At 57.7% G+C, this 18,699-nt stretch carries 19 protein-coding genes; 11 read left to right on the top strand and 8 right to left on the bottom strand.

Annotated elements, in window-relative coordinates; translation table 11 throughout:
- Positions 1–17 precede the first annotated feature (17 nt).
- From AC2TEL_RS12340 to AC2TEL_RS12330, 3 genes are read left to right on the top strand one after another with little or no spacing between them, the layout of a single operon-like run.
- Positions 18–854, top strand: coding sequence for a 3-methyl-2-oxobutanoate hydroxymethyltransferase (locus AC2TEL_RS12340; RefSeq protein WP_480862309.1), 837 nt, complete (start codon positions 18–20; stop codon positions 852–854).
- Entirely contained in the window at positions 851–2,188 is a 1,338-nt protein-coding gene (locus AC2TEL_RS12335; RefSeq protein ID WP_480904252.1) for an MmgE/PrpD family protein, read from the top strand. Before AC2TEL_RS12340 ends, AC2TEL_RS12335 begins: the two co-directional genes overlap by 4 nt.
- On the top strand, positions 2,185–3,735 hold the full coding sequence (locus AC2TEL_RS12330; RefSeq protein ID WP_480862305.1) for a trimethylamine methyltransferase family protein: 1,551 nt from the start codon (positions 2,185–2,187) through the stop codon (positions 3,733–3,735). The genes AC2TEL_RS12335 and AC2TEL_RS12330 overlap by 4 nt, the downstream gene beginning before the upstream one ends.
- 25 nt (positions 3,736–3,760) lie before the next feature.
- On the opposite strand, the gene AC2TEL_RS12325 is transcribed toward AC2TEL_RS12330, so the two are convergent.
- The 3 genes from AC2TEL_RS12325 to AC2TEL_RS12315 are packed head-to-tail and all read right to left on the bottom strand — an operon-like array spanning position 3,761 to position 6,779.
- Positions 3,761–4,906 (bottom strand): ABC transporter permease, encoded by a 1,146-nt coding sequence (locus AC2TEL_RS12325; RefSeq protein ID WP_480841860.1) that lies wholly within the window; start codon positions 4,904–4,906, stop codon positions 3,761–3,763.
- Complete coding sequence (locus tag AC2TEL_RS12320; protein ID WP_480841858.1) at positions 4,903–5,829, bottom strand: ABC transporter ATP-binding protein; 927 nt, start codon at positions 5,827–5,829, stop codon at positions 4,903–4,905. The genes AC2TEL_RS12325 and AC2TEL_RS12320 overlap by 4 nt, the downstream gene beginning before the upstream one ends.
- Positions 5,826–6,779: an HlyD family secretion protein gene (locus tag AC2TEL_RS12315; RefSeq protein WP_480904309.1), complete on the bottom strand. Its 954-nt coding sequence runs from the start codon at positions 6,777–6,779 to the stop codon at positions 5,826–5,828. Before AC2TEL_RS12315 ends, AC2TEL_RS12320 begins: the two co-directional genes overlap by 4 nt.
- Before the next feature lie 38 nt (positions 6,780–6,817).
- On the opposite strand from AC2TEL_RS12315, the gene AC2TEL_RS12310 reads away from it, so the two are divergent.
- The 3 genes from AC2TEL_RS12310 to AC2TEL_RS12300 all read left to right on the top strand — a co-directional run bounded on the left by AC2TEL_RS12310 (position 6,818) and on the right by AC2TEL_RS12300 (position 9,241).
- Positions 6,818–7,138 (top strand): hypothetical protein, encoded by a 321-nt coding sequence (locus tag AC2TEL_RS12310; protein ID WP_480862301.1) that lies wholly within the window; start codon positions 6,818–6,820, stop codon positions 7,136–7,138.
- The gene (nrtS, locus tag AC2TEL_RS12305) at positions 7,122–7,385 is read left to right on the top strand and encodes a nitrate/nitrite transporter NrtS (RefSeq protein ID WP_480862300.1); all 264 of its coding nucleotides are present in this window, start codon (positions 7,122–7,124) and stop codon (positions 7,383–7,385) included. Before AC2TEL_RS12310 ends, nrtS begins: the two co-directional genes overlap by 17 nt.
- A 113-nt stretch (positions 7,386–7,498) precedes the next feature.
- Entirely contained in the window at positions 7,499–9,241 is a 1,743-nt protein-coding gene (locus tag AC2TEL_RS12300) for a cobalamin-dependent protein (protein ID WP_480862298.1), read from the top strand.
- A 68-nt stretch (positions 9,242–9,309) separates the two neighbouring features.
- On the opposite strand, the gene speB is transcribed toward AC2TEL_RS12300, so the two are convergent.
- From speB to AC2TEL_RS12280, 4 genes are all read right to left on the bottom strand, one after another.
- Entirely contained in the window at positions 9,310–10,275 is a 966-nt protein-coding gene (speB, locus tag AC2TEL_RS12295; RefSeq protein ID WP_480841850.1) for an agmatinase, read from the bottom strand.
- Positions 10,276–10,296: 21 nt separating this feature from the next.
- Entirely contained in the window at positions 10,297–11,577 is a 1,281-nt protein-coding gene (locus AC2TEL_RS12290) for a TRAP transporter large permease (RefSeq protein WP_480862296.1), read from the bottom strand.
- Positions 11,574–12,179, bottom strand: coding sequence for a TRAP transporter small permease (locus tag AC2TEL_RS12285; protein ID WP_480841846.1), 606 nt, complete (start codon positions 12,177–12,179; stop codon positions 11,574–11,576). Before AC2TEL_RS12285 ends, AC2TEL_RS12290 begins: the two co-directional genes overlap by 4 nt.
- A 73-nt stretch (positions 12,180–12,252) precedes the next feature.
- The gene (locus AC2TEL_RS12280; RefSeq protein WP_480862295.1) at positions 12,253–13,269 is read right to left on the bottom strand and encodes a TRAP transporter substrate-binding protein; all 1,017 of its coding nucleotides are present in this window, start codon (positions 13,267–13,269) and stop codon (positions 12,253–12,255) included.
- 148 nt (positions 13,270–13,417) lie between these two features.
- On the opposite strand from AC2TEL_RS12280, the gene AC2TEL_RS12275 reads away from it, so the two are divergent.
- The 5 genes from AC2TEL_RS12275 to iolB all read left to right on the top strand — a co-directional run bounded on the left by AC2TEL_RS12275 (position 13,418) and on the right by iolB (position 17,321).
- A complete protein-coding gene (locus AC2TEL_RS12275) occupies positions 13,418–14,338 on the top strand; it encodes a LysR family transcriptional regulator (RefSeq protein WP_480841843.1) in 921 nt (306 codons plus the stop codon).
- A 287-nt stretch (positions 14,339–14,625) separates the two neighbouring features.
- Complete coding sequence (gene iolG / locus AC2TEL_RS12270) at positions 14,626–15,627, top strand: inositol 2-dehydrogenase (RefSeq protein WP_480841841.1); 1,002 nt, start codon at positions 14,626–14,628, stop codon at positions 15,625–15,627.
- A gap of 93 nt (positions 15,628–15,720) precedes the next feature.
- Positions 15,721–16,305: an IolE/MocC family protein gene (locus tag AC2TEL_RS12265; protein ID WP_480904250.1), complete on the top strand. Its 585-nt coding sequence runs from the start codon at positions 15,721–15,723 to the stop codon at positions 16,303–16,305.
- Positions 16,306–16,312: 7 nt separating this feature from the next.
- Positions 16,313–16,504 (top strand): hypothetical protein, encoded by a 192-nt coding sequence (locus tag AC2TEL_RS12260; protein WP_480841838.1) that lies wholly within the window; start codon positions 16,313–16,315, stop codon positions 16,502–16,504.
- Positions 16,497–17,321, top strand: coding sequence for a 5-deoxy-glucuronate isomerase (iolB, locus tag AC2TEL_RS12255; RefSeq protein ID WP_480841836.1), 825 nt, complete (start codon positions 16,497–16,499; stop codon positions 17,319–17,321). The genes AC2TEL_RS12260 and iolB overlap by 8 nt, the downstream gene beginning before the upstream one ends.
- Before the next feature lie 93 nt (positions 17,322–17,414).
- Here the strand turns inward: iolB and AC2TEL_RS12250 are convergent, their stop codons facing one another.
- Entirely contained in the window at positions 17,415–18,530 is a 1,116-nt protein-coding gene (locus tag AC2TEL_RS12250) for a THUMP domain-containing class I SAM-dependent RNA methyltransferase (RefSeq protein ID WP_480862293.1), read from the bottom strand.
- Positions 18,531–18,699 lie beyond the last annotated feature (169 nt).

Below are 18,699 nucleotides of genomic sequence, written 5' to 3'. Positions count from 1 at the left end.
ATGAGGGAGGAGAATGTATGAAACGTATCTATGACTTCGGGCGACGCCCGGCGGCGCGCAATTACACGATTGCCGACTTGAAAGCCCTTAAAGGTACAGGCCGGAAACTGTCGATGTCGAACCCGTCTACCCCGGACGAGCTTCAGGCCTGTTTGGACGCAGGCATCGACTTGTTGGTGGTCTGGGACGAACATATCGAACACACCCGCGAGGTCGCGCCGGACATATTTGCCGGGGTCGGCAGCACCTGGGCGGAGTTCGGATCGACGCAGGAGATCATGGACCACGCCTTTGACATGATGCGAAAGGGCGCGGACATGTATTACACCCTGCGCTCCTTCGATGTGATGGAGGCCCTGGCCAAGGAGGGCGTTCCGGTGCAGTCGCATATTGGGCTGATCCCGACCTTCAGCCATTATTGCGGGGGGCTGCGCGGTTGGGGCCGCACGGCGGGCGAGGCGATGGAGATATATCGCACGCTCAAACGCATGGAAGACGTGGGCGTTTTCGCGGTTGAGGCTGAATGTATCGCCGAAGAAGTGCTGGAGGCGGTGAACGACAAAACTTCAATCGTCACGTTCTCTCTGGGCTCGGGTAATGCGGGTGATGCGATCTTCAGCTTTGTGAAAGATATTTGCGGGGAGGCCAGTGAAGAGGACAAGCCGCCAAAGCACGCCCACGCGTTCGGCAACTTGCAGCGATTGCACGATCAGATCCGCAGCGAACGCACTGCGGCGATGTCCGCCTTCGGTAGCGCGGTAAAGGACGGTAGTTTCCCTTATCCGCAAAACAACATCCGCATGCATGCTGAGGAAAAGGACAAGTTTCTCGAAGCGCTGGACAAGGTGTCGTGACTGCTGCCGAGCGGCTGGCCCGGTTTGCTGTTTCCGCTGATCCGGGACCAGAGTTGACCGATGTGATCGCGCCAGCCGTAGCAGATTGCTTTGGGTGCATTCTCGCCGGGGCGGACGGTGAAGTTGCCAGTCGGGTGCGTTCTGCGCTGGAGCCTTTTGGTGCCGGGCCGGTTGCACTTTATGGTCACACAAAGAGGCTGAACGCCCCCTATGCGGCGATGGTCAATGCTGTGGCCGGCCACGCCTGGGATCTGGATGATTGGGAGGAGCCGGGAAACACGCATCCAACGGTTGTTCTATTGCCCGCTCTTCTGGCGGCCGCGCATCTGAAACCGGCGAGTGGCACTGAACTTGTTGCCGCTTACGCCGTGGGGGCAGAGATCATCATGCGCCTTGGCGAGGCGTTGACGCTGGATCATTACGCGCGTGGGTTTCATTCGACGGCCACCCTTGGGGCAATCGGCGTGGCCGGAGCAGCGTCGCGGCTTTTGAAGTTGTCAGAAACACAGGCCGCCCACGCGATGGCTTTGTCCGTGTCACAAGCCACCGGTTATACCTTGCAATTTGGTTCAAGTGCCAAACCGCTTCAGGCGGGGTGGGCTGCGCGCAACGGGTTGGAAGCCGCGCTGCTGGCTGCGCAAGGAGTTTCGGCGCAGCTCCATGTGCTGGACCATCCACGGGGATTTGCAGGATTGATGGGTAGCCCCGAACCGGATCGGTTTTGTCGTGCCCTGTCCCGCTTGGGGTTACCTTGGGCGATTGACGACTATGGCCTGATCTTAAAACCCTGGCCGTCCTGCGGATACACGCATCGGCTTATGACGGCAGCATTGGAGTTGCGGCCCAAACTGTCGGGCAGACTGGATAGGGTGATCGCGATTCAGGCGTATCTTCCGGATTTTCACGCTGAAATCCTGCCGTTCAACTCGCCCACCACACGCAACGAGGCTCTGTTTTCAGCCCCTGCTTGTGTTGCTCAGGTTTTGGTCAACGCAGGGCTGACCCTCGGCGACAGCGCTCGCGCGTTCTGGCTTGACCCGTTGGTACGCCGGCTAATCAAGTCTACGACCGTCATTCCGGAACCGGCCCGAAACCGCGCCCTGAACTTTGACCCGGCTCAGCCGGACATCCTGCGCATTACTTTGGAAGGTGGGGATGTGCTTGAAACCACCTGTGCCTATCCGCTCGGCGCGCCGCAAAACCCAATGAACAGTGTGCAGTTGGGTGAAAAGTTTACTGCCCTGACTAACCGCCCGACCGAAGGCTTCACAGAGTTGCTCGACTGGCCTCACGCTGCCGATATTGCAGAGTTTTTTCAAAGGATGTCCAGATGACAGACCGCAAACGCACAGGCGGGCGCGCCGCGCGCAGGCAGGCAAGGGTTGCGGGGGCCGGTTCGGGGCCGACCACGGCAATCTGGCCTGGGATTGAAGGCGGGCGATACCGGCCTCTGACTGATGCTCAACTCGCCATGGTCGACCAGACAGCAATGCGAATTCTCGAAGAGATTGGCCTCAAAGGAGCGACGCAAACCTGCGTGGATACGATTTGTACCGCGGGCGGGTCCCTGACGGACGACGGAAGGCTGCTGTTGCCCGAAATCCTCGTGCGCAAGGTGTTGAAGACAGCCGGGCGTGGTTTCAAACTGTGCGGGTTGAAGCACAAACATGACATCGACCCTTCCGGGTCGCGCATTCATTTTGGCACTTCCGGCGCAGCTGTGCACATCATCGACAGTGAAACTGGCCAGATCCGCGATACGACCCTGCGCGATCTGTACGACATGGCAAGGCTTGCCGATCAGTTGCCCAATGTTCACATGTTCCAGCGCACGGTTGTGGCGCGGGATATCTCGGACCCGCGTGAGATGGACCTCAACACCGCTTATGCCTGTCTCAAAGGTACTGCAAAGCCCACCGGCACGTCCTTCGGCTCAGCCGAGGTGATGGAAGAAGCTGTTGGAATGATGACCATCATCATGGGTGGCCCGGATGCATTGCGAGCCCGCCCTCCACTTTGCGTTTCGACCTGTTTCATTGTTCCGCCGCTCACTTTCGCCCAAGAGGCGTTAGGTGTGATTGAATGTGCCGCGCGTCACGGCATGCCGCTCAAGCTGGTATCAGCCGGGCAGGCGGGTGCAACCAGCCCGGCGCCGCTGGCCGGAGCTGTTGCACAACAAACGGCCGAGGTGCTGGCAGGGATCGTATACGTCAACTTACTGAACCCCGGCCATCCGGCCACGTTCGGCGGGCTTCCCTTCGTCAGCGATCTGCGAACGGGCGCCATGTCTGGTGGATCAGCCGAGCAGGGATTGCTCATGGCGGCCTGTGCTCAGATGGCCCGGTTCTACGACATCCCTTGTTCCGTCAGCGCAGGTATGACCGATAGCAAGATGCCGGACTTTCAGGCCGGATATGAGAAAGGCTATACCGAGCTTCTGGCCGCGCTCGCCGGTGCCAATCTTGTCTACGAAGCTGCCGGGATGTACGGCTCACTTTTGGGCTGCTCATTGGAAAGCTTTGTGCTGGACAATGATTTGATCGGCTCGGTCATGCGGGCGGTACGCGGTTTCGAGGTGACGGAAGAAACGCTGTCACTGGAAACCATCCGGGATGTGTGCGTCGGCGGGCCGGGGCATTTCCTCGGGCACGATCAGACGATGAACCGTATGGAAAGCGACTATTTCTACCCCGCGCTTGCGGACCGGCGCACCCCGCAAGAGTGGGCCGCTGCACCGGACAAAGATCTGCTGGAACGCGCTCGGGCGCGTACGCGCGAGCTTCTGTCTAATCCGCCGCCGTCGCATATCCCGGAAGACTTGGACCGCGAAATCCGGCGTTGCTTTCCAATCCGAGAGCTCGGGAACACCGCAGTCGGCTAGTCATGCAATACAGATTGCACGCTGGTCAGCCCAGGCGCTTCTTGAATCTGAGTGTTGCTGCCAGCAAGCCGAAGACGGCAAAGCCAATCATCCAGAGGATTTCCCAACGCAGGGCATAAAGGGACGCGTCCCGCAGAACTACTCCTCGGATCATGTCCATGAAATGTGTTGCCGGCAGAATCTGAGCGATGATTTGTACGGGTTTTGGCATTCCATCGAACGGGAACATGAACCCCGACATCAGGATCGAAGGCAGCAACACGAAAATGGTCATCTGCATCGATTGAAGCTGGTTCTGGGCCAGGGTGGAGATGACCAACCCCAGAGACAGACTGGCAATGATGAACAACAGCGTCACCACAAAAAGTGCTCCGAGCCCGCCATTGATCGGGACGGCAAACAGCACGTGCCCGAGGCCAAGAATGATCACGACCTGTATCAGGCCCAGAAAGATGTAAGGGATGATCTTTCCTATCATCAATTCAATCGATCGGATCGGCGTATTGATCAGCATCTCCATGTTCCCTCGTTCGCGTTCCCGAACGATCGCGGCCGAGGTGAACAGGATCATCGTCATCGTCAGGATCACTCCGACTAGACCCGGTACGATATTCACCGCAGATCTTTGCTCGGGGTTGAAATAGAGCGTGACCTCGAATGTCGGAACCTGCCGGTTCGGTGGCATTTTCAGCAACTCGGTCAATGGCATCACGCGCAGGGATTTGATCGCGCTGGCCACCATCGTATCCGAGCCGTCGACGATCCAATGTGCGACCGGGCGGCTGCTGGTCAGGTCCGTTGCATCAGGAAGACCCAGTCCGACAGAGGGGCTGCGCGCGATCCGGTTGTCCACGTCCGGCGGGATAATAAAGGCAGCGCGCACTCGGGATTCCGTGATTGCCTGTTCAGCTTCTTGCGGGTTTACGAGCTGTTCGGTCACGGTCACAACTTGCGTGGCCTGAACCAGTTGCACCAGGGTTCGGGACAACTCTGTATTGGCCTGGTCGACAACGGCAACCGGGACGTGGCGCAGATTGGTGTTGATTGCATATCCAAACAGCAACAACTGGATCAGCGGGATCATGATCACCATCGCGAAAGTCATCCTGTCGCGGCGCAGTTGCAGCAGCTCTTTCCGCAGGACAGCGGTGATGCGGCGCAGAGAATTCATGACGCCACCCCTCGTGTCGCGCTGACAAACACGTCTTCGAGATTTGGACGCTGGGGGGTCAGCGAAAGATCCGGAAACGCACCGAGAAGCGATTGCAGCATTGCAACCGGTTCGGATTCGGATTTGTCGACCAGGACCCGCAATCTTGATCCGACCTGAGCGGTCGACAGAACCTTGGATTTGCCGTCCAGCTCGTGCTTGACCTTTCGCAGGTTCGGGCCTTCGACTTCGACGACAACGGCCTGCAGGTCCTCCATCAACTGCCGGGGTGAGCCATCGGCTTTTTTGACACCATGTTCGAGGATGGCCAGCCGATGACACCGTTCTGCTTCGTCCATGAAATGTGTGGACACGATCATCGTTGCGCCGTCGTCGACCAGATCGAACAACTGCTCCCAAAAAGTGCGGCGGGTTTCCGGGTCAACGGCCGAGGTCGGTTCGTCGAGAAACAACAGCTTCGGGTGGTGCATGACCGTCGCCGCAAGGGCCAGTTTCTGACGCTGCCCGCCACTCATGCTGCCGCTTAGCTGATTGACGTTGTCGGTCAGGTCATAAGTGTGAAGCAGTTCATCTATCCGGGGTGCGGCTTTTTTCCGGGGAATGCCGTAAATCTCGGCTGCAAACCGAAGGTTCTCCATCACCGTCAGGTCGCGGTAATACGAAAAGATCTGCGTCATGTAACCGATCTCGCTTTTCAGCGGCTCAGCAGCCTCGGGCATCGATTTGCCCAGAACCGAAACCGAACCGCTGCTCGGCGTCAGCAAGCCCGTCAGCATTCTCATTGTTGTGGTCTTGCCGCAGCCGTTGGGCCCGAGGAACCCGTAGATCTGGCCGGTTCTGATTTCCAGATCCAGGTTATTGACGGCCGTCTTTTCCCCGAACTGCCGGGTCAGACCTTGCGTCGAGACCACCAGATCCGTCATGGCATCCTGACCTGCACCGGGACTCCGGCCGGTAAATCCGGCGAGGCGCCGGGGAGGTCGATTTCCGCCAGATAAACCAGGCGGTTCCGGTCATCTTTGTTCAGCCCGTAATATGGGGTGAAAGAGGCATCATCGCTGATCCAGCGGACGATGCCCTCCAGCGGGTCATCCAACCCATCGACGCGGACCTCAAGACTGTCACCCGTTTTTATGTTCACGCGATGCGGCTCAGGAACATAAACACGGGCATAAGGCGTCTGACCGGTAACCACGACAGCAACCGGGCTGCCCATGGTGACCCGTTCGCCAAGGTTCCAGGGCAGGGAGTCCAGCACGCCTTCGCGGGTTGCAACCACGGTCAGGTCGTTGAGCACGTTTTGCTCGGCTTCGACCAATGCGTTCGCAGCCCGGACATTTGCCTCGGCCACGGCAAGATCCTCAGGGCGTGTGCCGTTTTGCAGTTCCTTCAGAGACTCCCGCGCACTGGCCAGTTCAGCCCGCGCAGAATCCCGCAAGGCCAGATCATTTGCGACTTGCGCTTCTGTAACGACGGAATTCTCGACCAGTTTGGAGTTTCGGTCGTAAATGGCTTCGGCATCGACCAACCGTGCGACGGCGCCAGCGACCTTTGCCTCGGCAATTGCGATCTCTTCCACGCGCGGACCAACCTGAAGCTTGAGAAGCGTGGCCTCTGCCTTCTCAAGCTCTGCCTGCGCCAGATTTAGCTTTGCAGTCTGCAGCGTACCGTCAAGCTGAACCAGAACGTCGCCCGCCTTGACCAACGTCCCTTCGGGAACGGGCAGGTCCACGACAATTTCGTTGGCCGTTGCTGTCAGTGCCACCCTGTCACGCGCCAGAACACCCAGTGCAGTACTCGTGTCCGTTCCGGAACATCGCTCCAGAACCGCCGGCAGCGCGGCAGCGAGGATCAGAGGGATGGGGAGCGTCATATTCAGCACGGGTCACCTCCTATGGCAGGGCACCGACAATGGTCGGGGCGATGCCCAAACATACAATCGTGATTTTCGAGTTGTATATACCAGTTTCGCAGATTTTCCCTATTCCTGTACGGTTTAGGGTTTCGACCGTGCTGGAAATCCAAGCGACATTGGCGGCCGAACGTGGGGTCTGGCGTGCCAAAGCGCTGGTGCTGAAAACGCGACACCTCAGCAAAACCGGCGAGATTTTTCATCAAGTCACATTGCCTGCCAAAACTTGGATCAATTCTGTGAAGCTGCTATCGAACGGCGGTGTGATCGCAAAACCAAGACTCCAGGGGTCAGGATCGAAAAATGTCCAACAGTGGTGAAGTCGAAGGGTTCTGGAATATTGCCACCGAGCGCAGCGTGGTGATGCGGGCGCTTAGAATTGCGTTCATTGTTGGTGCCGTACTGGCAGTAATCAATCACGGAGACCGGGTATTAACGGGGGCCGTCGATGCGGGGGTGATCCTAAAAATTGCCCTCACCTTTGTCGTGCCATATTGCGTATCGACGTATTCCTCGGTTCTGGCCGTTCGCGAGAGGTTGCAGCGAGTGGAGCCCGCGCCGGACTAGGAGCCGTTCCGGATGATAATCCATGCTTGGTTTTGCGGTTTACGCTTATTGCATTGACGTGAAACAGTGGATCTGTCTCGACAGGAGGGCTCAGACAGCCAAAGGGGGCATTCGTGACATCGGATCCGGAACTGATTGCCGAGCAGATGGTGCCGGGCACGGTACTTTTACAGCGGGGCCGAGCCATGGCCGCAGAGTGGGCTCTGGGTCGAAACCCGTTTCTGGACAGCAAGAATGTGGAATCCGAAGCAGAGTACAAACGCGCACAGGCCGCCAAAGGTTGCATCATGCAACACGCCCATATCGGATTTCGCAGCATTGACCGCACGGTGAACGCGATGACCCGATTGCACGAGATGGGCTTGGCGCGTGGTTTAGAGATCGACCGTTTCGGCATTACGTTGGATTGGTCGATGGGCTATCCGCCCGAGCATCGCGCGACCGCCGGGCGGGGTACCGGCATCGTGCTGTCCGGACCCGAGGATTTCGAACGGATCGCCAATGCCAGCCCCGCCGCCGCGCATTTCGGAGATTTCATGCTTGGGTTACCCGGGGCTTTGGAAAACACAAAAGCTGCCATCGCAGCCGGGGTGACAGCCATTGGCAATCTGGGGCAGTATTTCACGTTTCGACTGCCATTCTGGGACGACGAGGTGGCCACAACCGAGGCAACCGTCACATCGCTTGGGCTGATTGCCGCGCAACCGGTTGAAATTCTGGTGCATTCCAATCTGGATGATGGATTTGCGGGCCTGTTTCTGGACGTGACAAGTGCCTTTGGCATGATGCTGGTCGAAAAGTACATCGTCGAAGATCTGATCGGAGCCCGGGCCTCATTTTGTTTTGGGCACCACTTTTGCGACCCGCTGACACGGTCGGCCTTTCACGCCGCGTTGGCGCAAGAGATTGAAACGCCGGGTACGATGATCTTTGGCAACACGGTCGCTTATCAAGGCGAACCGGCTGCAAATTATGCCAGCCTCGCCAATTACCTGCTGACCGATATTTGTGCGCTGACAAATGCTCATACCGGTCACGCGATCAATCCGGTTCCGGTCACGGAAAATATCCGGATTCCGGATGTGGATGAGATTCTGGATGCGCAAACTCTTGCGGCGCGGCTGGTGGAACACGCTCCGGGCCACGCACAACTGATTGATCGTGCGTTGGTTGATGCCATGGCACAAAAACTGGTCCGGGGTGGGCGTGGTTTTGCAAGGGCAGCGTTGGCTGGTCTGACCGAGCGTGGGGTCGACATCTCGGACCCCGCTGCTCTGATGCTGGCCATTCGCAGGCTGGGTGCCAAACGGATGGAAGCGCTGTGGGGGCAGGGGCATCCGACCGATGCCAACCACCGGCCGCTCGTCCCGGCGGATTGGGCACGGGAGTTGGATGAAATGGCGCGGGGTTGGGTTCGTAGGAACCTCCAGCGGAGCGAAGGTCTGAAAGGCATACACGTGGTTCTGGGAACAACAGATGTGCATGAGCATGGGGCTTATCTAGTGCGGCAAGCGCTCGAAGGACTGGGAGTGCGGGTCACGGATGCTGGAGTTGCGCTGGACCCGGAAATACTTGTGGCCAGCGCTTGCGAGGCCGAGGCAGATGTAATTGCGGTCAGCACCTATAACGGAATCGCGCTTGGCTACGCCAATGAGGTTCAGAACCAGCTTCGCCGTCGGGGGCAGGTGATGCCCGTTTTGATCGGAGGTAAACTGAACCAGATTGCCGACAATTCCAACTCGGATATGCCTGTGGACGTTTCGGATGAGCTGACGGCCCTTGGGGTAAAGCCTTGCCACGGGCTGGATGATATGTTGCAGGCCCTTCAAATCCTGAGTAAGCGCAGTGCCTCATAGTCACATGCAACTCTGGAAGTAAAACAAGGCGCACGAAACGCCTTGTTTGGATGGCTGGAATTGCCCGATCAGGTCTTATTGTGAAAGATGAACCCGATGAAGTTCAACAATAGCTGCGCGGCCAGTATCTGAGTGCTCTCGCCAGGGTCGTAAGCCGGCGCGACTTCGACCAGATCAATGCCGACGACGTCACCGCGTTTGGTCAGGCCCTGCAGGATTTCCAGTACGTCGTAATACTGGAACCCACCATGGCTGGGCGTCCCGGTGCCCGGGGCAATTGATGGGCAGAAGGCATCAATGTCGATTGTCACGTAATAGCGGCTGCCTGCCGGTATGCGATCCAGTACGCCTTGAGTACCCAGCTTTCGCACCTGGCGCACTGACAGGATATCCGAGCCGCGCGCGCGGGCATCATCATAGCCCTCTTTCGCGGTGGACGAGACGTTGCGAATCCCCAGCTGCGTCATGCCTGAGACATAGTCTTTTTCGATCGCGCGCCGCATCGGATTGCCGTGTCCGACCGTCACGCCGTGACGTTCATCGACGAAATCCAGATGGGCGTCGATCTGGACGACGTGGATCGGACCGTTCCGGGCACAATCCTCGGCATAGGCATTGATGCAGGGGATGTTGACCGAATGGTCTCCGCCGATCGTGACCGGGATGGCGCCCGCATCCAGGATCTTCTTGACGCCGTATTCTATGTTGGCGTGGCTTTCTTCGGTCTTGGTGTGGATGATATCGGCGTCGCCCAGATCGACGATACGCACATCACTGCCGAGATAGGTGGCGTCATCCTCGTGATCATAGGCTCCGGCGTGTCCAAAGCTGAACAGGGTCGAAGCCTCGCGAACAGACCGCGGCCCGAACCGTGCGCCGGATCGGAACTGGCAACCAAAGTCAAACGGTGCACCAAGGATCGCGACATCCGCATCAATTTCGTCCCAGTTCTCGACATAGGGTTTCTTGCCAAAGGTCGAGATGCCGACGAAGGGCAGGTTCAGGCGACCAGATTCATAACCATGTCCCGACATGAATTCTCCGTTTATTGTGGTTCAACGATAGGCCAGTTCCGGAAGGAACAGGGCGATTTGAGGGAAGGCTACCAGCAAGCCCGTCACAATCAAAAGGATGATAAGAAACGGGGGCACGCCGCGCACGACCTCGACAAAGGGGCGGCGGAAGACGGCGATGGCGGTGAACAGGTTGCAGCCGAAAGGTGGTGTGGCCGCTCCGATGGCGACCTGAAGCGTGATCAGGACGCCGACCAATACCGGATCCAAACCACTGGCTTTGATCATTGGGGCGAAGATCGGGACGAGGATCAGGATGACTACGATCGAGTCCACGAACATGCAACCGACAAAAAAGGCCACGTTGATGGCAAGCAGCACCATCAGCGGGCTTGCCTGTTCGAGCCCCAGCGCGGCGATGATGGTTTGTGGCACCTGAGCAAAGCTGAGCGTCCAGCTAAACGCCGCACCTGCCGCGATCAGGATGAAGACGACCGAGGTGATTGCTCCGGTGGACAAGGCAATATCAAAAAGGTCACCAGCCTTAATCGAGCGGAAGATCACAACCTCCAGCACGACGGCATAGAGCACACAGATCGCCGCCGCCTCGGTCGGAGAGAAGACGCCGCCATAGATGCCGCCAACAATGATGGCAGGAAAGCCCATGGGCCACAGTGCCTTTCGCAGGGCTGTGAATCTCTGCCCCCAGCCCTCGCGGGGCAAGACGGGTATGTCATGGCGATAGGCGTAGACCATGCAATAGGCTGAGAACAGGACCACGATCAGCAGACCCGGCAGGATGCCAGCAATAAACAGCTGAGAGATCGAGGTGCCTGACACCACACCATAAATGATCATGCCAATCGAGGGCGGGATCAGATAGGCAAGGTCAGCGGCGTTTACGATCAGGCCGATCGAGAAACTGTCGCTGTAACCCGATTTCAGCATCCGGGGCCGCATGGCGCCACCGATGGCCACAACCGTGGCCTGGGTCGAGCCGCAGACCGCGCCGAACAGCGCACACGCGCTGGTGACCGAAATCGCCAGCCCGCCCTTGATATGACCCATGAAGCTCATCACCAGATCGATCAGTCGGTTGGCGGAATGTCCCCGTGTGATGATGTCGGCGGCCAGGATGAACATCGGCACCGCGATCAGCGCGGCGGGTTTCACCCCGCCGATCATCTGTTGGATCAGGATCTGCATGTTCATGTCAGGGAAATAAACAAGGAATCCCAGCACCGCCGCCGCGATCAGCGGCATTTTCATCGGGAAACCTGCCAGCAGCAGGACGATCATGACGACCAGCATCAACTCGGTCATTTGTCTGCCTCCGCGGATTCTTCAAAGCGTTGGATAGCTGCTGCGGTTTCCGGATCTTCGTAACTGTCGACTTCGAGGTAGGAGACGTAGACCTCCTCCTCGGCGAAATTCAGGTTTCGGATCGCCGTCAGCAGATATTGGAACGAGGCCAGTGCCAGACCGATAACCACCCAGACATAGGTTAAATAGAGTGGCAGTTGCAGCGCCGGGGTGATCCGTCCGCGCGAAGCGACTTTCTGAACATACTCAAGCGCGTACCATGCCAGAACGGCCATGACGACGGCAGTTGTTGCAGCGATCACCACCATCAGCCCCTTGCGCATCTTGATCGGCAGTGCGTCATAGATGGCCGACATGCGGATGTGGATGCCCTTGCGGGTGGCATAGCCCAGCCCCATGAAGGTAACGATGACGATCAGAAACTCGTTCAGTTCCTCGGAAAAATAGATGGACTGGTTGAACACATACCGGCCAAAGACATTGGCGATGGTGTTGACGGCCATCAGGATGATCCCCCAGCCCAGGATCCAGACTTCGACCCGTTCGATGACGGCGTCAATCTTTCCCAGAAAGCCGAAGGGAGTGGCAGTGCTGCTGTGCATGGTGTCCTCCCTTTTTTGAATGCCTCACGCGCAGGGCGCGTGAGGAAGCTTTGCGTAAGTGGTGGGGGAGGGATCAGTTGCCCGACAGTTCCGCCTGCAGCGCGTCCAGCAGTTCCTGACCGCGGTCGCCGACGGTCTCGACATAGGCCGCCGAGGTGCCGGTGCTGCGCTCGCGGAACGCGTCACGCTCTTCTTCGCTCAGGACGACCAGACCGATATCCGGCTTGGCTTCCTTGATGATGTCCAGACGCTGCTGATTGAAATCGGTAACTACACCGTCGATGAAGCCGGTCATGTCGGCCATCGTGTCACGCACCAGTTGCTGACGGTCGGGGCTGAGGGTTTCGAACCAGTCGGACCCGGCTACAACTGTGGTGACAAGCTCTTGCTCACCAGCCCAGATCAGGTGGCTGGTGACTTCGTAGAACTTCATCTCTTCGATGGTCGGGATCGGGTTGACCTGACCGTCGACAGCACCCAGTTGCAGCGCACCGAACACTTCGCCAAACGGCAGCGGTGTCGGGCTGGCGCCCATGTTCTTGTAAGTTTCCAATAGGATCGGCGACACCATCACGCGCATCTTGAAGTTGTCGAAGTCTTCGGGCGTGCGAATCTCGCGGTTTGTGGTCCAGACCTGAGGACCTTCGGAATACATGGTCAGAACCTCCAGACCACGCTTGCGGAAATCTTCGTTCAGCGGCCCATAGATGGTTTCCGAGCTGCTGAGAATATTCGAGATCGCAGCCGGATCGGACGGCAGCAGGTAGGGAAGCAGAAAGACCTGACTTTCAGGCACAACGGTACCCAGATTTCCGATCGAGACATTGGTGAACTGGATGACGCCATCGGCGGCCTGCTCGACCGTCTCGGTCGGCGTGCCCAAGGTGCCCATCGGATAGACGGTCACGGTCACTTCGCCATCCGTGGCGGCCTCGATGCGCGATTTGAACTCTTGTGCATAGGCGTCCATGATCGAGCCTGGAATCTCTTCGATGGCGAATTTCCAGTCTTCGGCCACTGCGGTCAGCGGCGCCAGGCTGAGCAGAGTGGCGGCAGCGGAGTTTCTTACGTACCGAAGGGTAAATGTCATGCTGGTTTCCTCCCATTGATCAATTGCGGTTTGGAGATCGAGGGTCAGGACAGCACAGAAATTTACACAAAAAAATATCATATTGATTATGTTCACATAAGGACTTTTCATGTAACTAAAACGAAAGATCTTAAAGGGCGAATACCTGTTGAAACTGCTTAGAAATACGTTGTTGGAGACCTTCGTGACTGTCGTCGAATGTGGTGGATTCACGGATGCGCAATATGCGTTGGGTATCACCCAGTCGGCGATCAGCATACGAATCCGTGATCTGGAAGCAGCGCTCGGCTACCGTGTGTGCGAGCGAGGACGGGGTGGCTTTCGCCTGACTGAACGAGGTGACATTGCATACAGGAAAGCGGGTGAGATTTTGCGAAACGTTCGGGATTTCGATGCAGAGCTGCTGGAACTGCGCGACGCCATTACCGGGGATTTGCGCATTGGAGTGGTGGATACGGTCAGTACACTGGCAGACCTGCACCTGACCAAATCTTTGCAGAGATTTCTGGATCGCCCGAACGAGGTTCGGTTGGAGATCGTGGTCGCCTCGCCAACCGAACTGACCCAGCGATTGATCACTGGCGACCTGCACGTCGCTGTTGCGCCGTTCCGAAATCAGGTGCCCGAGCTCAACTACATCGAACTTTGCCATGAGGAACACCGGCTGTATTGCGGGCGCGGTCATCCACTTTTCGAAACGCCGGACAAGGAGATCGGCCCGGAAGTTTTGTCTCGGTACCAGATTTGCCAACGCTCCTACGACATGTTCGTTTCACCGGAACTGGCAACCTCTGAATTGCCTGCCGTCGTAGCAAATATGGAGGCAATGGCCGCACTGATTGAGACCGGTCATTATCTGGGGACACTTCCTGTGCATTTTGCGCAGAGCTGGGAACACAACGGCAAGCTCAGGGATCTTGCCCCGGAGCGGTTGAATTGGAACTCGACCTTTTTTCTTGCAACCCGATTGGCGCATGCGAGCCGGCGGGCCGTCGAGTTGTTTGTTGAAGACATGCTTCACTTCAATGCGAGCGAAGGCAGCGGTCGCCAGGAAGATGTGAAGCCATAGCCGTTTGGTTTATTTGGTCCTGACAGTTGTTCTTGCTGTTGACCGCCCGCAAAACAGGCAGAGATCGTCATGTCCTTCACATTCGTCCTGAGCTATACGACCGTGGTCAGAAACAGATATTGAATCCTGTCCGATTTGGTGGCCGATCTTGGTGCGGTGGTGTCATGATTCGAATCGACCTGGCGTCAGACAAACTCTGATCCGCGGTCTTCGGTATGCCGGACGGGCATGATGAAAGAAGCACACAATCAGTCCCGGCGCCGCCGGGTGAAACGATGAGGTTCATAATGACAACAAGAATGGCTCTGCTTGGTGCTGGACGGATCGGAAGGGTTCACGCTCAGGCAATTGCAGGCGACCCCGATGCTGAACTGGTTGCGGTCTCGGATGCATATCCGCAGGCTGCGCAGGCTATCGCTGAACAGTACGGTTGCGCGGTTTGCAGCATTGATGAAATCGCCGGTGATGAAGCCGTCGAAGCGGTCATAATATGTACGCCCACCAATACGCACGCAGACCTGATCGAGCAGTTCTCGCGAGCCGGTAAGGCGATCTTCTGTGAGAAGCCGGTGGACCTGAGCCTGGACAGGGTCAAGGCTTGCCTCGCAGTTGCTAAGGAAAACGATGCCCGGCTGATGCTTGGCTTTAACCGCCGCTTTGACCCCCATTTCGGTGCCGTGAAACAGGCAATCGTCGATGGCAAAATCGGTGCAGTCGAGCAGGTCACCATCACCTCGCGCGATCCGGGTTTGCCTCCTTTCGAATATATCGATGTCTCCGGCGGTATTTTCCGGGATATGACGATTCATGATTTCGACATGGCTCGTTTCCTGCTGGACGAAGAAATCGCGACGGTGCAGGCCACAGCTTCGGTTCTGGTCGATCCCAAGGTCGCCGAACACAATGATTTCGACACTGCAACTGTGGTTCTGACAACCGCAACGGGAAAGCAATGTACTATCCTGAATTCGCGCCGCGCCACTTATGGCTATGACCAGAGGATCGAGGTGTTCGGCTCCGAAGGTATGGTCTCGGCTGAAAACCAACGACCTGTTTCGATCGAGATCGCAAATGGCAGCGGGTACACACGCCCGCCACTGCACGATTTCTTCATGACTCGCTACACCGAAGCCTATGCGGCTGAAATCGCGGCTTTTGTCGCCACAATTCGCGACGGCGCGGTCGCTTCGCCATCAGGCTATGACGGAATGATGGCGCTGGCCCTGTCGGAAGCGGCGTTGAAGTCCGTGGCGGAAGGTCGTGTCGTTGCGATGAGCGAAATCCTCTGAGCGAACCGCAGTTTGGGCATTCAATTCTATCGCCATTAACAGTTATTTGGTGGATCTGTACGGTGCACGATCTCAGTGACAGGGACGAACGGAATGAGGTCCGCCAGAAATGCCAAACACGCTTGCGCACATGAGCTGGATGTTAAGTCGGACAGTCACATGATCCTATTCGAAGCACTGAAACAAGTGTTGGGCGCGCATGGGCTGAAGCTCATTTCGGGCTGTCATTCTCTGAACCTGCTGGCGCATTCGGTTGAGGGTGAAAAGGCCGCAATTCAGCCGCATCTGAACAAGCACAATGGCGGCAAACCGTGCAATGTGTGGAAATCCGCGAAATTGGCGAAGGCGCTTGATGCACCCATAGACAACGCACCGGTTCCGGGCGCGAATGAGATGGCGGAGTTTGGAGAAAAAGTCGAAAAGTTTGCTCAATACTGCGGGGAACAAGAGCTTGATCCGGTATATCATCACCACATGGGAACTAAGGTGGAATCTGTGGACGAGACCGACGCCTTCATGATCGCTACCGGTCCGGCGCCTAGATTGCCGTTCTGCTTAGCTCATTGCAATTCCGGAGCCTGTGAAGCCCCCGAGGTTCAAAACACGTTTGGCGATCAGTCCATGGGGCTGGCCGGGCTGAAACAAGCCACCCACGACCTCGGGTTGGATCGGAGCTGAGATCGCAATGTTCGACACGTCTCACCCCTGGTTTCGACCGCTCTGGGTGCGGGTCGCCTTGGTTGTGGCCTGTCTGGGTTGGGCGGTACTTGAATTATTAATTGGCGCTCCGGTATGGGCGCTTGTGTTTGGAGGGGTAGGGGCGTGGTGCGTCTACGCTCTGTTGCTGACTTACAAACCGGAGAACTCGGATGACTGATCTGCTGCGGAAACCAACGTCGTCCACAGGCAAAGTGCATGACATCACCGCGGCCAACGCAAAAGGGTCGCAGAGTCCTGATTGGAGCTATGTCGGATTTGGCCTTTATCATCTTGAACCGGGCGAAACCGTGTCCGAGGCGACCGGTGACCGCGAGGTCATTCTGGTCTTGGTCGAAGGCAAGGCGAAACTGTCCTGCGACAGTTTGGATTTTGGAGAAATGGGCGGGCGGATGAGCGTGTTTGAAAAGACACCGCCGCACTGCGCGTATGTCCCGAATGAAAATGCGTGGTCCGCGACTGCCACCACACGATGCGTCCTGGCCGTGTGCAGCGCGCCGGGCAAGGGCAACTACCCGGCCAGGTGTCTCGGGCCGGAGGGTATCGAGCTGACCCCCCGCGGAACCGGTCAAAACATGCGCTATATCAACAATATCGCCATGGAGGGTCGTGATGTGGCCGACAGCCTGCTGGTGACCGAGGTGTTTACACCGGATGGCAACTGGTCATCATATCCCAGCCATCGTCATGACGAGGATGACTTTCCCAACATGACCTATCTGGAGGAAACTTATTACCACCGGCTGAACCCCGCGCAGGGCTTTGGGATTCAACGGGTCTATTCCGAAGATGGCAGCCTGGACGAAACCATGGCGGTCAAGGATGGCGATGTCGTGCTTGTCCCACGCGGTCACCATCCATGTGGGGCGCCTTACGGGTACGAGATGTATTATCTGAACGTCATGGCCGGACCGCTGCGTAAATGGCGCTTCAAAAACGATCCTGATCATGACTGGATCGCTCAGCGCGATGCGTGATCCAGGGCGCGTTTGCCCCCAGTCTGAATCGAAGGCCACACCCCGATCCACTTCCGGTTAGCGGTCAGATCTGTGTTCTGGGCCGGACCTTGATCAGGGCAAGGGGTCAGTTCGGTACAAACGGATTTTTGTGCCCCCGTGATCAACAACCGGGCCGGGAGGCAGCAAGGGCAGCCGTGTCGCGCGGGCCAGTGTGTTATTGCTGGTGACAATCCCGACGCGCCAGCCGTGGAAACGGCTCATCAGAACCTTTCCGAGGCTGCCATAAAGCGAGCGCAAGCGTTTTTCGTCGCCGATCCGCGCGCCATAGGGCGGGTTGGCTATGACCAGGCCCGGCGGTCCCTCTGGCGGTTTCAGATCACCGACTGAACGTTGCTGAAAACGGGTAATCTCCGCAACACCCGCCCGCGAGGCGTTGGTCGACGATGCCTCGACGGCGCCTGCATTCCGATCCGACCCCCAGAATTTAAGGTCTGTCGAACTCGCGATTGCGTTGCGCCGCATGCCCTGCCAGCCCTGCTCGTCAAACGTCACAAGATCTTCGAAGGCGAAGTGGCGAGACCGGCCGGGAACCAAGCCGGACGCAATCTCGGCCGCTTCGATCACAAATGTACCCGAGCCGCACATGGGATCCAGAATAGGTTCGGTCCCATCGAACCCGCACTCACGCAGGAACATCGCCGCCATGGTCTCGCGCATCGGTGCCTTGGCCACCGCGGATTTGTGACCTCGTTTGTGCAAAGGCTCGCCCGAACTGTCGACCGAGAACGTGCAGATGTCCTTTTCGATTCGCAGCAGGACGCGCAATGTGGCATCGGACGAGATGGGAGCGCCGAGCGTCTCAGCTATGGCTTTTTCCACGCGCTGACGCGCAGCCCCGGCATGGTAGATGCGTGATTTTCGGCTGGTCGCCTCTACTTTGACCGGGATGTCGGGGCGCAACACGCCGGTCCAGGGAAACTTACGGGCGCGCTTATCAAGCTGCGCAAGATGCACGGCCGGAAAACTGCCCAGACGAACGAGAACCTTGTTGGCCCCCCGTAGCACAAGGTTTGCCCGCCAGACTTCAGGCCAGCTTCCCCGGCAAACGACACCGCCAGGAACGATCCGCGCAGCGGCGAATCCGTTTTGGACGGTTTCGGCGAACAAAGGCGCTTCGAGCCCTGGTGTGGCAATCAGGAATATCTCTTGTTCATCGGCATTTTCCATTTTGGCTGCTTACACCGGATAGCCATTGGGTGCGACCGGCAAATGAGTGTGGTCAAACAGCCCGGAATCGCGGCATATCCATAGAAAAAATGCTGATCGGCCACCAGTTTCTGCGGTAACAGGTTTGCGTTTGGCCCCATCCCCGCGTAAAGGAGCCGTAATCGGAATA

This window comes from Ruegeria sp. HKCCD9138 (assembly GCF_057220975.1).
This window is presented reverse-complemented; position numbering and strand designations above follow the sequence as displayed.

Bases quoted from the DNA above. Each gene is read 5' to 3' on its own strand.
- AC2TEL_RS12340 (WP_480862309.1), top strand. From the start codon at position 18: ATGAAACGTATCTATGACTTCGGGCGACGCCCGGCGGCGCGCAATTAC.
- AC2TEL_RS12330 (WP_480862305.1), top strand. From the start codon at position 2,185: ATGACAGACCGCAAACGCACAGGCGGGCGCGCCGCGCGCAGGCAGGCA.
- AC2TEL_RS12325 (WP_480841860.1), bottom strand. From the start codon at position 4,906: ATGAATTCTCTGCGCCGCATCACCGCTGTCCTGCGGAAAGAGCTGCTG.
- AC2TEL_RS12320 (WP_480841858.1), bottom strand. From the start codon at position 5,829: ATGACGGATCTGGTGGTCTCGACGCAAGGTCTGACCCGGCAGTTCGGG.
- AC2TEL_RS12315 (WP_480904309.1), bottom strand. From the start codon at position 6,779: ATGACGCTCCCCATCCCTCTGATCCTCGCTGCCGCGCTGCCGGCGGTT.
- AC2TEL_RS12310 (WP_480862301.1), top strand. From the start codon at position 6,818: ATGGTCGGGGCGATGCCCAAACATACAATCGTGATTTTCGAGTTGTAT.
- nrtS (WP_480862300.1), top strand. From the start codon at position 7,122: ATGTCCAACAGTGGTGAAGTCGAAGGGTTCTGGAATATTGCCACCGAG.
- speB (WP_480841850.1), bottom strand. From the start codon at position 10,275: ATGTCGGGACATGGTTATGAATCTGGTCGCCTGAACCTGCCCTTCGTC.
- AC2TEL_RS12290 (WP_480862296.1), bottom strand. From the start codon at position 11,577: ATGACCGAGTTGATGCTGGTCGTCATGATCGTCCTGCTGCTGGCAGGT.
- AC2TEL_RS12285 (WP_480841846.1), bottom strand. From the start codon at position 12,179: ATGCACAGCAGCACTGCCACTCCCTTCGGCTTTCTGGGAAAGATTGAC.
- AC2TEL_RS12280 (WP_480862295.1), bottom strand. From the start codon at position 13,269: ATGACATTTACCCTTCGGTACGTAAGAAACTCCGCTGCCGCCACTCTG.
- iolG (WP_480841841.1), top strand. From the start codon at position 14,626: ATGACAACAAGAATGGCTCTGCTTGGTGCTGGACGGATCGGAAGGGTT.
- AC2TEL_RS12265 (WP_480904250.1), top strand. From the start codon at position 15,721: ATGAGGTCCGCCAGAAATGCCAAACACGCTTGCGCACATGAGCTGGAT.
- AC2TEL_RS12260 (WP_480841838.1), top strand. From the start codon at position 16,313: ATGTTCGACACGTCTCACCCCTGGTTTCGACCGCTCTGGGTGCGGGTC.
- iolB (WP_480841836.1), top strand. From the start codon at position 16,497: ATGACTGATCTGCTGCGGAAACCAACGTCGTCCACAGGCAAAGTGCAT.
- AC2TEL_RS12250 (WP_480862293.1), bottom strand. From the start codon at position 18,530: ATGGAAAATGCCGATGAACAAGAGATATTCCTGATTGCCACACCAGGG.